The organism is Acidiphilium multivorum AIU301 (genome assembly GCF_000202835.1).
Classification (GTDB): Bacteria; Pseudomonadota; Alphaproteobacteria; order Acetobacterales; family Acetobacteraceae; genus Acidiphilium; species Acidiphilium multivorum.
In genome coordinates this window covers 1,504,170-1,518,321 of sequence record NC_015186.1, presented here as the reverse complement: position 1 = coordinate 1,518,321, position 14,152 = coordinate 1,504,170, and the positions used below count along the sequence as shown (strand labels likewise).

At 61.7% G+C, this 14,152-nt stretch carries 10 protein-coding genes; 4 read left to right on the top strand and 6 right to left on the bottom strand.

Annotation, left to right across the window (positions count from 1 at the left end):
- The first annotated feature begins 429 nt into the window (after positions 1-429).
- On the top strand, positions 430-1,629 hold the full coding sequence (locus ACMV_RS21470; RefSeq protein ID WP_231844499.1) for a glycosyltransferase: 1,200 nt from the start codon (positions 430-432) through the stop codon (positions 1,627-1,629).
- 78 nt (positions 1,630-1,707) lie between these two features.
- Complete coding sequence (locus ACMV_RS21465) at positions 1,708-2,589, top strand: glycosyltransferase family 4 protein (RefSeq protein WP_231844498.1); 882 nt, start codon at positions 1,708-1,710, stop codon at positions 2,587-2,589.
- Between the two features lie 155 nt (positions 2,590-2,744).
- On the opposite strand, the gene ACMV_RS06630 is transcribed toward ACMV_RS21465, so the two are convergent.
- From ACMV_RS06630 to ACMV_RS06615, 4 genes are all read right to left on the bottom strand, one after another.
- On the bottom strand, positions 2,745-3,851 hold the full coding sequence (locus tag ACMV_RS06630; protein WP_007424375.1) for a hypothetical protein: 1,107 nt from the start codon (positions 3,849-3,851) through the stop codon (positions 2,745-2,747).
- A gap of 62 nt (positions 3,852-3,913) precedes the next feature.
- The gene (locus ACMV_RS06625; protein WP_011942138.1) at positions 3,914-5,842 is read right to left on the bottom strand and encodes a glycosyltransferase; all 1,929 of its coding nucleotides are present in this window, start codon (positions 5,840-5,842) and stop codon (positions 3,914-3,916) included.
- A 3-nt stretch (positions 5,843-5,845) separates the two neighbouring features.
- On the bottom strand, positions 5,846-6,661 hold the full coding sequence (locus ACMV_RS06620) for a hypothetical protein (protein ID WP_011942137.1): 816 nt from the start codon (positions 6,659-6,661) through the stop codon (positions 5,846-5,848).
- On the bottom strand, positions 6,658-8,448 hold the full coding sequence (locus ACMV_RS06615) for a cellulose biosynthesis cyclic di-GMP-binding regulatory protein BcsB (RefSeq protein WP_231844497.1): 1,791 nt from the start codon (positions 8,446-8,448) through the stop codon (positions 6,658-6,660). The genes ACMV_RS06620 and ACMV_RS06615 overlap by 4 nt, the downstream gene beginning before the upstream one ends.
- A gap of 668 nt (positions 8,449-9,116) precedes the next feature.
- On the opposite strand from ACMV_RS06615, the gene ACMV_RS21460 reads away from it, so the two are divergent.
- Together ACMV_RS21460 and ACMV_RS06610 are read left to right on the top strand one after the other, a co-directional pair.
- Entirely contained in the window at positions 9,117-9,509 is a 393-nt protein-coding gene (locus tag ACMV_RS21460) for a PAS domain-containing protein (protein ID WP_013639931.1), read from the top strand.
- Positions 9,510-9,515: 6 nt separating this feature from the next.
- Positions 9,516-10,850 carry a methyl-accepting chemotaxis protein gene (locus tag ACMV_RS06610; protein WP_269447794.1) on the top strand — a complete coding sequence of 445 codons (1,335 nt, stop codon included), beginning with the start codon at positions 9,516-9,518 and terminating at the stop codon, positions 10,848-10,850.
- 149 nt (positions 10,851-10,999) lie between these two features.
- On the opposite strand, the gene ACMV_RS06605 is transcribed toward ACMV_RS06610, so the two are convergent.
- Positions 11,000-12,733: an IS1634 family transposase gene (locus ACMV_RS06605; protein WP_013634984.1), complete on the bottom strand. Its 1,734-nt coding sequence runs from the start codon at positions 12,731-12,733 to the stop codon at positions 11,000-11,002.
- A gap of 273 nt (positions 12,734-13,006) precedes the next feature.
- Positions 13,007-14,047 (bottom strand): IS110 family RNA-guided transposase, encoded by a 1,041-nt coding sequence (locus ACMV_RS06600; RefSeq protein WP_011930570.1) that lies wholly within the window; start codon positions 14,045-14,047, stop codon positions 13,007-13,009.
- Between the last annotated feature and the right edge of the window lie 105 nt (positions 14,048-14,152).

Sequence of the window (14,152 nt, the reverse complement as noted above, 5' to 3'; positions counted from 1 at the left end):
GTGCATCGCCTGTCTCATGACTGACCGGCCCCCAGCGCCAGACACTGCGCCGCCGCCAAGGCCGGAGGTGAAATTGCACCAACTTTCAACCCCGACCACTCAGTGGGGGCCGGTCATGTCTTCGAAAGCGAACTGAATCACAACCCGATAAAATCGCTCAACTATCTTTTTTGGTCCGGCTCTTGGGAACTGGAGACCCATGGTCGCTGGACCGGTGTGGCTGCGATCATCCCGGCGGGTGTGCTCGATGGTGCCACGGTCCTGGTTGGGTGAGTGGTGTCGCCGCCTATCCGATCACGGAGGACGACAAGCATTGCGATATCGATAACAGATAGTTAGTTCAAGTGAATTAGTGAATAACTAACGACACCCTCTCCTCCGAGAGGCGCGCCTATTATCGATATGCGTATTGATCATAAGGGGATTTTGATGGCTGATAGGAAGACGATCTGCCTGAACATGATCGTGAAAAACGAGATGGCCAATCTCGCGCGTTGTCTTGGCGCTGTTGCACCGTGGATTTCGGCTTGGGTTATCGGCGATACCGGCTCGACTGATGGGACGCAGGATTTTATCCGTTCGTTCTTTGCCGAGCGCGGCATTCCTGGTGAGTTGCATAGTTTTCCGTTCGAGAATTTCGCGCAGGCTCGCAACGAGGCGCTGGCACATGCTTATGCGACACCCATCGAGTACGATTATCTATTGCTGAATGATGCCGATAAGGAACTCGTCGTCGACGACCCCGACTTCCAGCAAAAACTCCAAGCCCCATGTTACGATTTGCTGCAGCATGCGGGCATCAGCTATTGGAATGCCCGACTTGTTCGCCGGAATGCCGGAGCGCTGTATCATGGTGTCACGCATGAGTATCTCGCCGTCGATGGCGATCGCCAGCGGCTTGATGGCGTGTGGTTCAAAGACCATGCAAGCGGCGCCAACCGCGTCGACAAATTTGAACGCGATATCCGGCTGCTGACCGAGGCGTTGGCCGATGATCCTGAGAACGCCCGTTATGTGTTCTATCTCGCCCAGAGCTACCGAGATGCCGGACGGTTGACTGAGGCCGTCGAGGCCTACGCCAAGCGGGCAACGATGGGCGGTGGGGATGAGGAAGCGTGGTATGCGCGGTTGCAGGAGGCCCGTTGTCTTCTCCGTCTCGGTGACGACGGCGGATTCGTGCGCCAATCGCTGGCCGCCTTCAGCCAACGCCCACACCGTGCAGAACCGCTGTACGATCTCGCGCGTTACCACCGGGAGCGCAGCCGAACCGAAGCGGCGGCGCTGTTTGCAGAACAAGGGATTGCGCTAGGATATCCTGACCGCGACACGCTGTTTATCGAGGATTACATTTTCGATTGGGGGCTGCGCGAGGAACTGTCGATTGCGGCGAATTATTCGCCCGGTCCAGCGCGTAAGGCGCGCGGTGCTGCGGCGTGCAACTGGCTTGCACAAAGCGCCGACGTTCCTGAACATGTGCGTTCCCTAGCCCAATACAATCTGCAATTTTATCCAAAGGCAGCGGACGAGGTGGCAGCGGACGGATCGCAGCGCGCCGCGACCATAGGCGACGGAAATAAAATCGACATACATCGTGACGTGGGTAGATCGCGGCTTTCGCCCACAGATTAAGCCGACGCCGTGCGGCAATTTCATCCTGTCACCTCAGCTGCTGATTCGAAAAAGTCTACATGGGTCCCGCAGACGCCAATGGCTGGGACTGAGTTGATGGTTGGTGGCCTGAAGCAACGGATGGCTCAGGAACTCGATCGCATCAACCTTCAAATCAACCACCCCGGCAGCGAAAAGGACTCCAGGCCGCGTGTGGTCTGGATACACCATGACGTCAACCAGGAATGGGTTCAATGGTGTTCAGACAAGGCGACTGTCGATTTGGTCGACTGTTTTGTTTTTGTCTCCCACTGGCAGCGTGAACAATATCTCAAGACATTCGGGCTACCGCCGGAACGTTGTGTGGTGCTGCGCAATGCGACTGACGTCAACGCATCGCCGCGGCGATGGGAAGCAGCTCCTGTTTGGCGTTGTGCTTATGCTAGCACGCCGTTCCGCGGTCTTTCCGTACTTCTCGACGCCTGGGAACACATCAACCCAGTCAATGCCGAACTGCACGTCTGGTCGTCCATGAAACTTTATCTTGGCGACGACGGCCCTTACAGCCATCTCTATGAACGAGCGCAAGCGTTATCAGGTGTGTTTTATCATGGTATCGTCCCTAATGCCGAACTACGCATGGCGCTTCGGGACATGCATTTTCTCACCTACCCCAGCACATTCGCGGAGACCTCATGCCTTGCGGTGATTGAAGCGATGGCTGCGGGCTGCCGGGTGATTTGCCCGTCGCTCGGCGCACTGCCAGAAACCACAAGCGGATTTGCGCACGTCTATCCTTGGACGGTTGACGCCAACGCACATGCAGCGACCTTTGCCGCAAAATTGCGCGAGGAATTTGATAATCCGTGGAACGGTCAGCCAGAGCGATCGCTCGCCCAGCAGGCTCATTTTGCCGAAGAGTACGATTGGTCACGCCGTGTATGCGAGTGGCGGCAATTGATTGAAAAATTGTGCAATTAATCAAACGAGACGACAACCTATTTGATAATTTTCTTGTGTTGTTAAGGTTATAAATGATGATGGAAATCTCAATCGTAACGGGCTTTTTTGATATAGGAAGGGGCGAATGGCTGGAAGGATCAGCAGACGATCATCAACACACGATCAATGGCCCCTTATGTCAGCAATATGTGGCGCAAGTGAGCAAGTCCGGAGTCCTGCCACAAAAGTGGCGCCGCCCATCCGAAGGATGTTCCGGCCAGTGACAGCAATACCCAGGCCGCTCGCTCGCCGTGGCGCAGGCTCGCTGTGGCGGTCCAGCTGGCGACCGCAGCCAGGCTGCAGGCAACGACGACGATTGGTGCGTCGAGGTGCCAGAAATATGTCGCCAGGGCGCCTGAAATCGGCGGCAGCAATAAGGCCGCAAGGGCCGTGGCCGGTTGGGTTTGCTCCCGCCGGTTGAGCCCGAGGCGCCAGATGATCAGCCAGCTTCTTGGCGCGATAGTTGCGCACATCAGCGCCAGCGCGACAAACGCTGCCGTGAACTGGCCGCCAAAAGAGGCCAACCAGGCGCTGTGAAGGACTTCCTGTGGAGCCGCCCCGTGCAGGATCGCGTTCCATACAGCGATCGCTTCGGCAGGCGGGCGCCCGAACATTGCACCGCTTAATATCATCGACGATACGACAATGAAGCCTGGCAGAAGTGCAATGGTGAATAGCGCGACCGCGGCGGAAATGCTGTTCATTTCGCGAAAGGCGAGGGGCAGCACGATTAATGTGGGCGCTACCCAGTAGATCGCATTTGGCCAGAGGACGAACATCGCGGCGACGCCAACTCCGAGCAGTATAAGTGCCCGCGTATCGGCGATCGCTTCGACGCGATCGATCGCCAGAATCAGGAGTCCCACCACGATCGTGTAAAAGATCATTGGTGCTCCGCTGGTCGCGATGATGACGATCACCGGGTTCGCGCTGGTGACAAGAATACCCGATGCCGCCAAACCTGGTGACCAACCGCGTTGTATGAGATCACGCGCCAGAAGCCCCTGCGCCAGAGCGGTGGCCGTTATTGTGATGACGACCATCGAGGATGGGCCGCATCCCGGTATCAGGTGCAGAAGATTGATCATCACAAACATCGGCCATTGCCCGGATAGCAACATCTGCGAGTTGGCGTGATTCCAGGACTCGCGCAGGGCGGGCTCGATCGCGCCGGCAAGCAGGAGCTTGTGGGCGGCCGCGGCGAACAACAAGAACGACGCCCCGCCGACGACCAGCGCCACTCGCCACGCACGCGTGACCAGGGGGCCGGAAGCGCGGACCTGGATGTGGTTTGCGCCGCTACTCACTGTGCCTCACTTCCCGTGGCGGAACCCGCCTTGAGGCTGGCAATGGTTTCCTGAGTGCGCGAGGACGTTCCGTGGGTTGTCTTTTCCCAATAATGAGGGTTGGTGATGAGTTGCAGGAGTGCCTTGTAGGCCGCCACGGAGTGCAATACCCAATAGGCAGGGGCAAGCAGTCCCCATGGAACCAACCCGTACCAGCGACGCTTCGCGACAGCGACGATATTGAAATACACGTACATCGCGTTGCCCACCATCAGATCGAACAGCGCAAGCACCAGAACGGGCCCCGGGAAGAAGCCGGCCACGGCCGATCGCCCAACGATGACCGAGACGAGAAACATGATCCAGAGCAACGGATTGATCAGCGCGGTCATCGGGGGGAAGCCGATGAACATATGGAAGCCGAGAAATCCGACCGGCCCCAGCCGCCGGTAAAGCTCGACCGGCCGGCGCATATGCACGAGCCATGTCTGCATATAGCCCTTGATCCATCGGCTGCGCTGGTTGATCCAGCTGTGCAGGACGCCGTTTGCTTCCTCGAATGTTGTGGAATTGACCACGGCCACCCGATAGCCAGCCTGCGTGAGGCGGATGCCAAGATCGGCATCCTCGGTGACGTTGTAGGGATCCCAGGCGCCGAGTTCGTGCAGCACCTCGGTTCGGAAGTGGTTCGACGTGCCGCCGAGGGGGATAGGTATGTTCAGCCGGTACAGGCCGGGCAGCAGATAGTCAAACCATTGGCTATACTCGAGTGTGAACATCCGGGTCAGGAAATTGTCATCACGGTTGAAATAGTTGAGCCGTGCCTGAACGCAGGCGACCTCGGGGCCGGAGGCATTGAACAGCGCGACAACCTTGCGCAGCTGGTCGGGTTCAGGGCTGTCCTCGGCGTCGAAAATCACGGTGTATTCGCCGCGCGCGAAGCGAAGCGCATAGTTGCACGCCTTTGGCTTGGTTTTCGGCTGGCTGTCCGGAACCCGGATGATCTCGAAAAGATCCTCAGCACCGAGGGCCTTTGCTGCCTCGATCGTCTCGGTGTCGCCGGCTTCGAGCACCAGTTTCACATCGAGCTTCGCCCGCGGATAATCGAGGCGTCGGATCGAATCGACCAGGATCGGCAATACTTCAGCCTCGCGATACATCGGAACAAGAACGGTGAAGACCGGGAGATCCCCGTCCTTGAGTGCGGCGAGTTCGCTCGCATTGACGGATATATCGGTCCGCCTCCCGCTTCCGACGATCGTGAGGACACCGCGGAACGCGAACAGGGACGCATACAGTGCGGAAACCGTCGCCATGATGCCGAGCAGCGTCAGGCGGGGGGCCAGGCCCAGGGCGAGCAGGAGCGCAAGACCAATCCCCACCGCGACGGTCTTCTGGCCCGCCGAAAGCGTGACTTTTGCCGAGAGTTCCGGATTCCGGTTGAACAGCGCCTCGCGCGCCGCTTCGCTCAATTCTGGATCAAATATCCGTTGAACGGCCCAGATCAAATCGAATTTCGACGTGATCACGAACTCGACGTGACAGCCCGGCATGCGTTCGCGCATGAGGGCGCGGATCGCAGGATCCTCGGGATTCAGGGTTGCGATCACCACAACGCCGTCCGGCTGGCGCCGCCAGGGAATAAACAGGTGACGCAGGTAAAGGTCATGCTCGGCTTCGGCAAGCAGCGTGTGATCGCACGGACTGGCCCGGAGATCGACAAGCGGCAAACCCGATGCGGCGGATAGTTCTCGTGCCCATCGCAAGCTGGTGACGCGATACATCGCGCTCAACACGTCTGGCAGACTGACGCGCCAGGCATAGGCGGTATGGATCGCCTCGTCCCGTTGCAAGGGGGTGACGCTGCCCGCTTGCACCAGGCGGTCGAGTGCTGCCAGATCGCGAGCGGAAGGCGGCCGCCATGGTGGCCGGCCCGAAGCGGGCATGCGTCAGAACCTCAGCCAAACGGCAAGAAAGCCAGCATTGCCGAGAGCGACGTTTCGCCCACCGGCGTCATGCCATAGGCCTGCCTGCACAGCGACATGATGAGTAAGGTCATGCACCACGGAAAACGCGACGCGGTAGAGATTGTAATCCGATCCGCCGGGCGCGGCCGTGCCGACGCTGATCGTGTTGAAGCCTTGCGCGAGCAATAACCAGCCTCGCCGAGGGCGAATACCGATCGTCCCGTCGGCACGGATCTGATCGGCCCAGCCATCGACTTCCATCCGATAGCCTGCTTCGAGATCGGTATAGCCGGACCAGCCACCGGGCAGGCGAAAGGCATGGCCAAACAGCACGCGGCCTTCATATTCGGCGCCTGGCTGGGCAAGAACGGGGGAGGCCGGACTTTGCACGCCGGGGATGCCCAGTTGCCCCTGTACCGAGATCACGTTCCATGCGTCGCGCCACACCGCATAGCGTGCCCAGAGGTTGAATTGCACGAAGCCGGTGGCCCCACGGGTGCCCGGCAGGTTCGACTGTATCACTTCCTGAGCCCTGGGTTGGAAACCCAGAGTCAATCGTGGAGTGAGCCCATATTCGATGTAGGGAGACAACTCATATTGCACATAGCGGCCTCGCCCGGCCGGCTGGCCGAACTGGCCATAGCCCTGGGTCGCCGCGTGATAGTCGCTGAACGTCTCGATCGCGAGCCAGTGCCCGACGGGCTCGGGCCAGGCACCCGCTCTGGCGGCGGATGTTGTTGCGGCGGTGCCGGCGATGACAAGCGCCGCCAGCCGCCATGCCGGCATTATTCTCCTCATCGACGGTGTCTCCGCCGCGCGAGAATCACGACGAGAGCGACAGCGATGAGCAACCAGATGACCGCAAAGAGCTCCCGACGCCAGGCCGCGACGATGCCCGCCACGCTGGCGACGGCAGAACCGTGGAAGTCCGCCCGGTATGTGGCCGTCTCGAAGGTCGCTGGCGGTCCCGATCCATCATAGAAGGCGATGTTACCATCGCCGGGCAACACAGCCTGAGCCAGGCTGGATCGTGGGCCGGGAGTCAACCACAGTCCCGGAACGCCCGTCTTGGTCGCGACCAGCTGGAGAACGGTCAATTTAGGAATATGCGGCAGCTCTATCGCTGCCGACCGGCCGGGAAGCGAAAGCTTTCGGGCGGCGTGCGGCGCCCGAGGTTGCGGCAGCGGCGCCTGTGCCACCACATCATCGGGCTTGTCAGCGATCAGCAGGAACGGACGGGTCGGTGGTCCGTTCGCGGCGATGACATTGATGGCGATCGGATTGACCTCATGGTTGCCCAGCAACTGCGCGACGAGCGGCAGGGTCGGGCCGAGTGCCGCCGCCGGCAGGTCGGTCAGCACGGGAACCGAGCCGCCGCCCGCAGGGGAAAACCCGTTAAACCTTGTCGGCCGGCGCGGGCCATTCCCCAGAACCAGTTCGGTATTGTTCATGAGGGTGAAGTCCACCCCTGCAGGCTGCGAGCACACTTCGGTGTGGCCAAGCCGGCTCAGTTGCAAGGTGACGGGCGCCCCTGCCGACAGAAGTCGCTGGGGCAGATCGATCCGCACATGGTCAAGCCTCACGGCGCCCCGAAAGGCTCGGCTCCAGACGACGTTGCCGCCCACCAGCAAGGTAACGGCCTCGGCGTCGCCTGGTGGAAGGGCGGCGCCTCTCCCCTCCAGAATTACGGCAGTGACGTGCCTGTTGACCGGCAGGGACGCCGGAACGAGAGGAATTGGCAAGGTTCTGGTGCCGGATACCGTCACCGTTTTCGAGGCGATGCCAAGCGCTCCGAGTGTGACAGCATCGGCCCCCTGACGTTTGGTGGCGGCGCTCGCCAGCGTCGCCGTGACGCCTGCCGAGCGAATGCCGGCGGTCAGTTGATCGGCCACCACGAGACCGCGCGCCGCGGCGGGCGAGCCGACGACGATCTGGGATTGACCATCGGTGCCGGTCTCGACGTTTGCCACATCGTGTTTCGGGTCATTGGATGGGTCGATCCGGATCGATGCGTCGGGCTGATCGGAGACGAACGGCGTGATTCCGCGCTCGACAAGCGCGGTGGACAGAATGAGCGCACTATCGATGTCGGCGAGGCTCGGCTGTGACGGCAGCGCGATCGTCACGGGTGTCGAAAGTCCGCGCCAAGCGGTTCCGACGCCTGCCTTGCCGCCGGATGGCGTGAAGCCGGTATTTGCGGCGATGCGGATCCATGTGCTTGCCGGAGAGCGGCCGCCGCAGTGACCGCGCCGGACCGGCGGCAGTGTCTCGATAAAGGTCAGGCGCAGAAAGGAGGATTGCCCTGTCACAAGCGAGGCCGGAATCGTGATGCGGATGGGCGAACCGGCGTCGCTGGCGGGAACGGTATCCACCGGCGTGCCATTGGCCTCGACGGTCAGCGCCGCACCGGCACCAAGTGTACTCGCAGCCATGAAACGCAGGGTCAGGTCGCCCCCGATGGCCCCCTGAGTGACCGGCATGAACACGCTGGCATGGAGGTGGTCACTCCTCAGGGTAATGCCCTGGGGAAATCCGAGATCCCGTATTGTGTTGGCATCTGCGATACCACAAACCAGATTGGGCATGAGGCCAACCATGGCCAGTATGGCACCGTAGAGGCATTTGGGCCGGAAGGAGCGGGGAGGCTGGGTTGGAGATTGTGTGCAGTTGACGCGTTCGTCGCGTAATCTCAAACTGATCACAGATTATTCCCACAAGACGATATTTTAAGACCAAAACATTAGCTGTCTAATTTAATATCTTTTTTATCAAAATGAGTAAAGCCTGATCGAGAATGTTGACTCGAAATTTGAACGTTTCTGGCTTCAATCATGATTTCGCAGCTATCCGCCGGCCTCGTCGCGCTGAACCGCGGCGTACGCGCTCACCCATCTCGAAGCTAAAGGGGTTCGGTGGCCGATCCACAACGCTGATGTTTGCGGCTTCGCGACGGTCCGAGACCAAAGAAACCGTTCGGAACATCTCGCCAGTGCGCCGGAACGGCTGCGCTGACAACCTCGATCTGGAACGCCTCCGATCCCATCGCATGTAGCGCCTTGTCTATTTGATAGTCGCGGCATCTTTGGCCGAATGACATGATAGTCAGCGTGCAGCATGAAAATATCAGATTCCGGTAATACATTGTTAAGGAGACCCGGATAGAAGTTTTATTTAATAAAATAGATCAATCAATAAAAATGGGAATTGTTTCGTGGTTATTGGGAAGCTACGTCAAATCTCTGACAAAAGCAGGATGTTTGATGCCATTGGAAACTCCTTCGGCATCATCGGTTTCAAACCCGACGGCACGATCATCGACGCCAACGACAGTTTTCTCCGTTTGATGGGCTACGGCGCCGCCGACATCATCGGGCGCCATCACCGTATTTTTGTAACCGTAACCGAGCGCGACAGCGCCGCCTACGGCGAGTTCTGGCAGCGCCTGCGCGGCGGCGCCTTCTGCTCCGGCGAGTTCCGCCGCATCGCCAAGTCCGGCCACGATGTCTGGCTCCGCGCCTCCTACGTCCCCGTCCGCAACCGCGCCGGCAAGGTCGCGAAGGTGGTCAAGGTCGCCCTCGACATCACCGCCGAGAAACGGGCCGCCGCCGAAAACGAAAGCATCCTCAACGCCATCGAGCGCTCCTAGGCCGTCATCAAGTTCGCGCTCGACGGCACCATCCTCGAAGCCAACGACAACTTCCTTCGCGTGATGGGTTACGCGCGCGACGAGATCGTGGGCCGCAAGCACAGCATGTTCGCTACACCAGCATACGCCGCCAGCCGCGAATACCAGGCCTTCTGGGAACGCCTGCGCCAGGGCGAATTCATTGCTGGTGATTTCGAGCGCGTGGGCAAGGGCGGCCGCCACGTCTGGCTCCAGGCCACCTACAACCCGGTCTACGACGCCGAGGGCAAGGTCACGAAGGTCGTCAAGTTCGCGGTCGACCTCACCGAACGCATGGCCGAGGTCGGCCTCGTCGGCGACGCCCTCGAACGCGTCTCCGAAGGTGATCTCACCGCCTCCGTCGACCGCCAGCTGATCCCCTCGCTCGACAAGCTCCGCATCGACTTCAACACCGCCGCCAGCCGCCTCGCCGAAAGCGTCAACGGCGTCCGCCAGAGCACCGACGAAATCAATCTCGGCGTCGCCGAAATCGCCGAAGCCGCCGAGGATCTCGCCCGCCGCACCGAACAGCAGGCCTCCACCCTGGAGGAAACCTCATCCGTGCTCGACAGCGTCACCACCGGCATCCGCCGCACCGCCGACAACGCCTCCAAGGCCGCCAGCGCCGTCGACGCCACCAACAACGCCGCCCGCAAGTCCCACGCCATCGTCGGCGAGGCCGTGGTCGCCATGAACCGCATCGAAACATCCGCCCGCGAAATCGACCAGATCATCGGCCTGATCGATGAAATGGCCTTCCAGACCAACCTCCTCGCCCTCAACGCCGGGGTCGAGGCCGCCCGCGCCGGCGATGCCGGGCGCGGCTTCGCCGTCGTCGCCTCCGAGGTCCGCGCCCTCGCGCACCGCTCCGCCGATGCCGCCAAATCCATCAAGCTGCTCATCGCCCGCTCCTCCGAACAGGTCGGCAACGGCGTCCGCCTCGTCGGCGAAACCGGCACGGCACTGGATACCATCCTCGGCCACGTCACCGACCTGCACGGCCTCGTCGGCGAAATCGCCACCGCCGCCGCCGAACAGGCCGGCAGCCTCGCCGAAATCAACGCCGCCACCGGCCAGATGAACCAGGCCGTCCAGCAGAACGCCGCCATGGTCGAGCAGACCTCCGCCGCCACCCACTCCCTGCGCGAGGAAATCAGCCGCCTCGCCGGCCGCGTCTCCGGCTTCCGCACCGCCCACGCCGCACCCGCCTACGCGGCACCCGCCCACGCGGCACCTGCCCACGCGGCACCGACAGCATCCGCCCCCATCGCCCCGGCCCGCACCCCGCCGCGCCGCGCGCGCCGCGTCGCCGAACCCGCCTGACCCGACAGGCCCGATCCCGCCCGGCCGGGGCCGGGCGGGGCCCCCCACTGGATGAGAGAAATTGCTCTTTACTTTAGTCTGAAGTTTTCACTGGTTTGAATGCAAACTCCCCGCATTTATCGACAACGTTTCTGATCAGGTTTTGACGGTTACTGGACACGCATGGGGTCGATCCCGATCAGGGCGAAGGCGGCGGTTTGCAGCGGCGTGGGGTTTGCCAGGGTGGTGAAGGTGGCGTTCGGGGCCTTGGGCAGGGCCGCGGTGTTCAGGGTCTGGGTGGCAAGATGCGCCATCAGGTCGGCGAAGCTTGAAATCGGCAGGTTCTGGTCGTTGCGGCGTCGCCCGCGCTTGCGATCGGCGGCCGGGGATGTCGATGCGGGGGCAACCGGCGATAAGCGTTCGGTCTCAGCTCCCGGGCGGTCGTGATCCTGGAACAGTAGGGGCTTGAGGGCGTCGCGCAGATGCCACTCGACGTAATAGGCCATCATGCAGAGAAAGACGTGGGCACGCACCCGCGGTGAGAGCCAGTGATGCACCGGGCGGATCGCGAGATCGACCGATTTGAGGGTCCGGAACGCCCGTTCCACCCGCGAAAGGTCCTTGTAGGCTGACACGGCTTCGGTCTCGCTCATGACGTCCGCGCTCACACTGGTGCGGATGACATAGATGCCGTCGAGGGCCGCCTCGCGCGCGATGCTGGCGGCGTTGCGCTGGAAATCGAAGCGGCTGGCGGTGATGGTGAGATCGAAATGCTTGGCCATCTTGCGCTGGTTGATCACCGCCCCCACCGCCAGCCCGATCGCGGCCTCGCCATGAAGAGGAGCGCGTTTGCGCCGTGTCGCATCCCGGATCCGCGCCAGTTCCGTCTCGGTGGCCACGAGCAGCGCCTCGCGCTTGCGCCGTCGTTCGGTCGCAAGGGCCGCGTTGCGACAGGCGATCAGCCGCTCGCCCGGATAATCGGGCGACGTGATCGCGGCGATATCGCGCTCGTCGAACAGCGACATCTGCAGCGGTCCCTCGGCAAGATCCTGGATCTGCCCCGCGCGCAGGCAGCTGATCCAGTCCAGCCCCGCCGGCTTGATCGTCTCGCGGATCCGCGCCGTGGTGATCATCCCGCGATCACCCACCAGGACGACGCGCTCGAGATGGAACCGCCGCTTGAGTTTCTCCACCTGCGCGGCGATCGTCGCCGGATCGGCGGTGTTGCCTTCGAACACTTCCACCGCGATCGGCCGCCCCTCGCGATCGCACAGCAGGCCATAGACGATCTGTGGCCGATCGGGCCGGTGATCGCGGCTGTATCCGTGGTGTGCCAGTTCGCAATGCCGGCCTTCGAGGTAGGATGAACTGACGTCGTAGAGCACCAGCGTGCCGTCGCGCAGATGGCGCCTTGCAAACTGCCGCTCGATCCGGCCCTGCTGCGCGCCCAGCCAGTCCAGTGCGGCGTAGATCTCGCGCTCTTCAATGGCGCCGAGTTCGAGGATCTCGCCGAGACTCGATGTCGCGGTCTGCGGGTTCAGACCGCGCAGGGTCGAGAGCTTCGAGCCCGGTGCGATCACCCGACCCGCGATCAGCGCCAGGGCAAGATCGCGCTCACGCGACGCCCTCCGGCCCAGCAGGCCGGGAATCTCAAGCTTGCGCATCATCCCGAGTGCCGCCGCCACATGACCGTGCGGCAGCGAGCGCCGGATCTCGAGTGCCTGATCGGCACCACCGACCACCGCGCCACCCGCGAGAAGCGCACGCAGCCCATCGATCAGCTCCGGCGGCATCTGGCTCAGATTGGCGATGGTGCGTTTATGAACCTTGCGACCCTCGCGGAAACTCTCCCGCAACAGCACGGCCGGCGCCGATCGGCCATTCGGAACCACGTCAATGAACATGGAGGCAGGGAACGTATGGCCCGCCCCGTCCGCAAGGGGTGATTTTCATCTGGCTCTAATCAGTCTGCTTCAACGTATCCGGTCTCGGGCTTCGAACCCGGCCAAGATGGAGATCCGCGCGGCCTGATCCTCATAATCACACCGGCCTCGGAGGCCGTTCACTGCGTCAGGTTTTCAAGCCGCCGTTCGACTGTCAGGCCATCTTCCTTTCACCTCACGCAGACATCGACTGCCCTTTCGCGCCCAACTGTGAGCGCTGTTCGGGCGATTCCGTCATGCGGCCGCAGCCGCCGCTTCGAATTGGGCGTCGTAATCGCAACCGTGCGCCAAAACGGCCCATGCAATCCGAGCCAGCTTCGCGGCCAGCGCGACTACGACCACGTTCTTATGCGCTCGATCGAGCAATCCCCGCGCCCAGCGGCCCAACGGCGTATCGCGTTCGACAAGATAAGGCAGCGCCGCTCGTGCGCCATGGATCAAGTTCTTCCGCAAATAACGATTGCCGCGTTTGCTGATGCCGAGCAGGCGCGGTTTTCCACCCGTTGTCATTTGCCGTGGAACGAGCCCCAGCCACGCCGCCATGTCCCGCCCACGTTTGAATGCATGCGCCTCGCCGACCGCCGCCGCCAGCGCCGTAGCGTTTATCGTTCCAATTCCTGGGATTTTGGTCAAACGTCGCACAGCCACGTCGTCACGAGCCAACTGAACGAACTCGGCGTCGAAGCCGGTGATCCTCTGGTCGAGTGAACGCCATTCCGCCCGAAGATCTTCGATCAACGTCCGGATGCGCGGGCTCAACGCGGCAAAACCGCCATCTTCGGCCAATGTCTCAAGCTCGGCTTCCAGTTTCCTCCGGCCTTGCGGAACGACGATCCCTCGCTCCAGCAGCAACGCCCGCAAGTGATTGATCAGCGCCGTCCGTTCCGAGACGAGGCGCTCCCGGGCTCGGTGCAAAGCCTGGAGATCAGATTGGTCCTGGCTCTTCACAGGCACGAAACGCATCGTTGGCCGCGTCGCAGCCTCTGCGATCGCCTCCGCGTCGAGATCATCGTTCTTCTGCGCCTTCACGTACGGACGGACATATTCCGGCGACATCAGCCGCACCTCGTGGCCCCGCGCGGCGAAAATCCGCCCGAGGTGATGAGCGCCGCAACATGCTTCCATTGCCACAATGCACGACCCAAGCTCGCCAACGAAACTTTCCAACGTTCCCCGCCGAAGTCTCCGCCTCAAAACAACCCGGCCGGCGGCGTCCATGCCCACCACGCTGCAAGAGTTCTTCCCAAGATCGATGCCGAGAATCATGATATCCATCGGTCTGCTCCTCTCTCCAAACCAGCGGCGATCCTACCAGATCGCCACGAGAGGGGCGGGCCATCCCATAATCACATACCGAGACGCGCCGCAAGCCCCATGTAT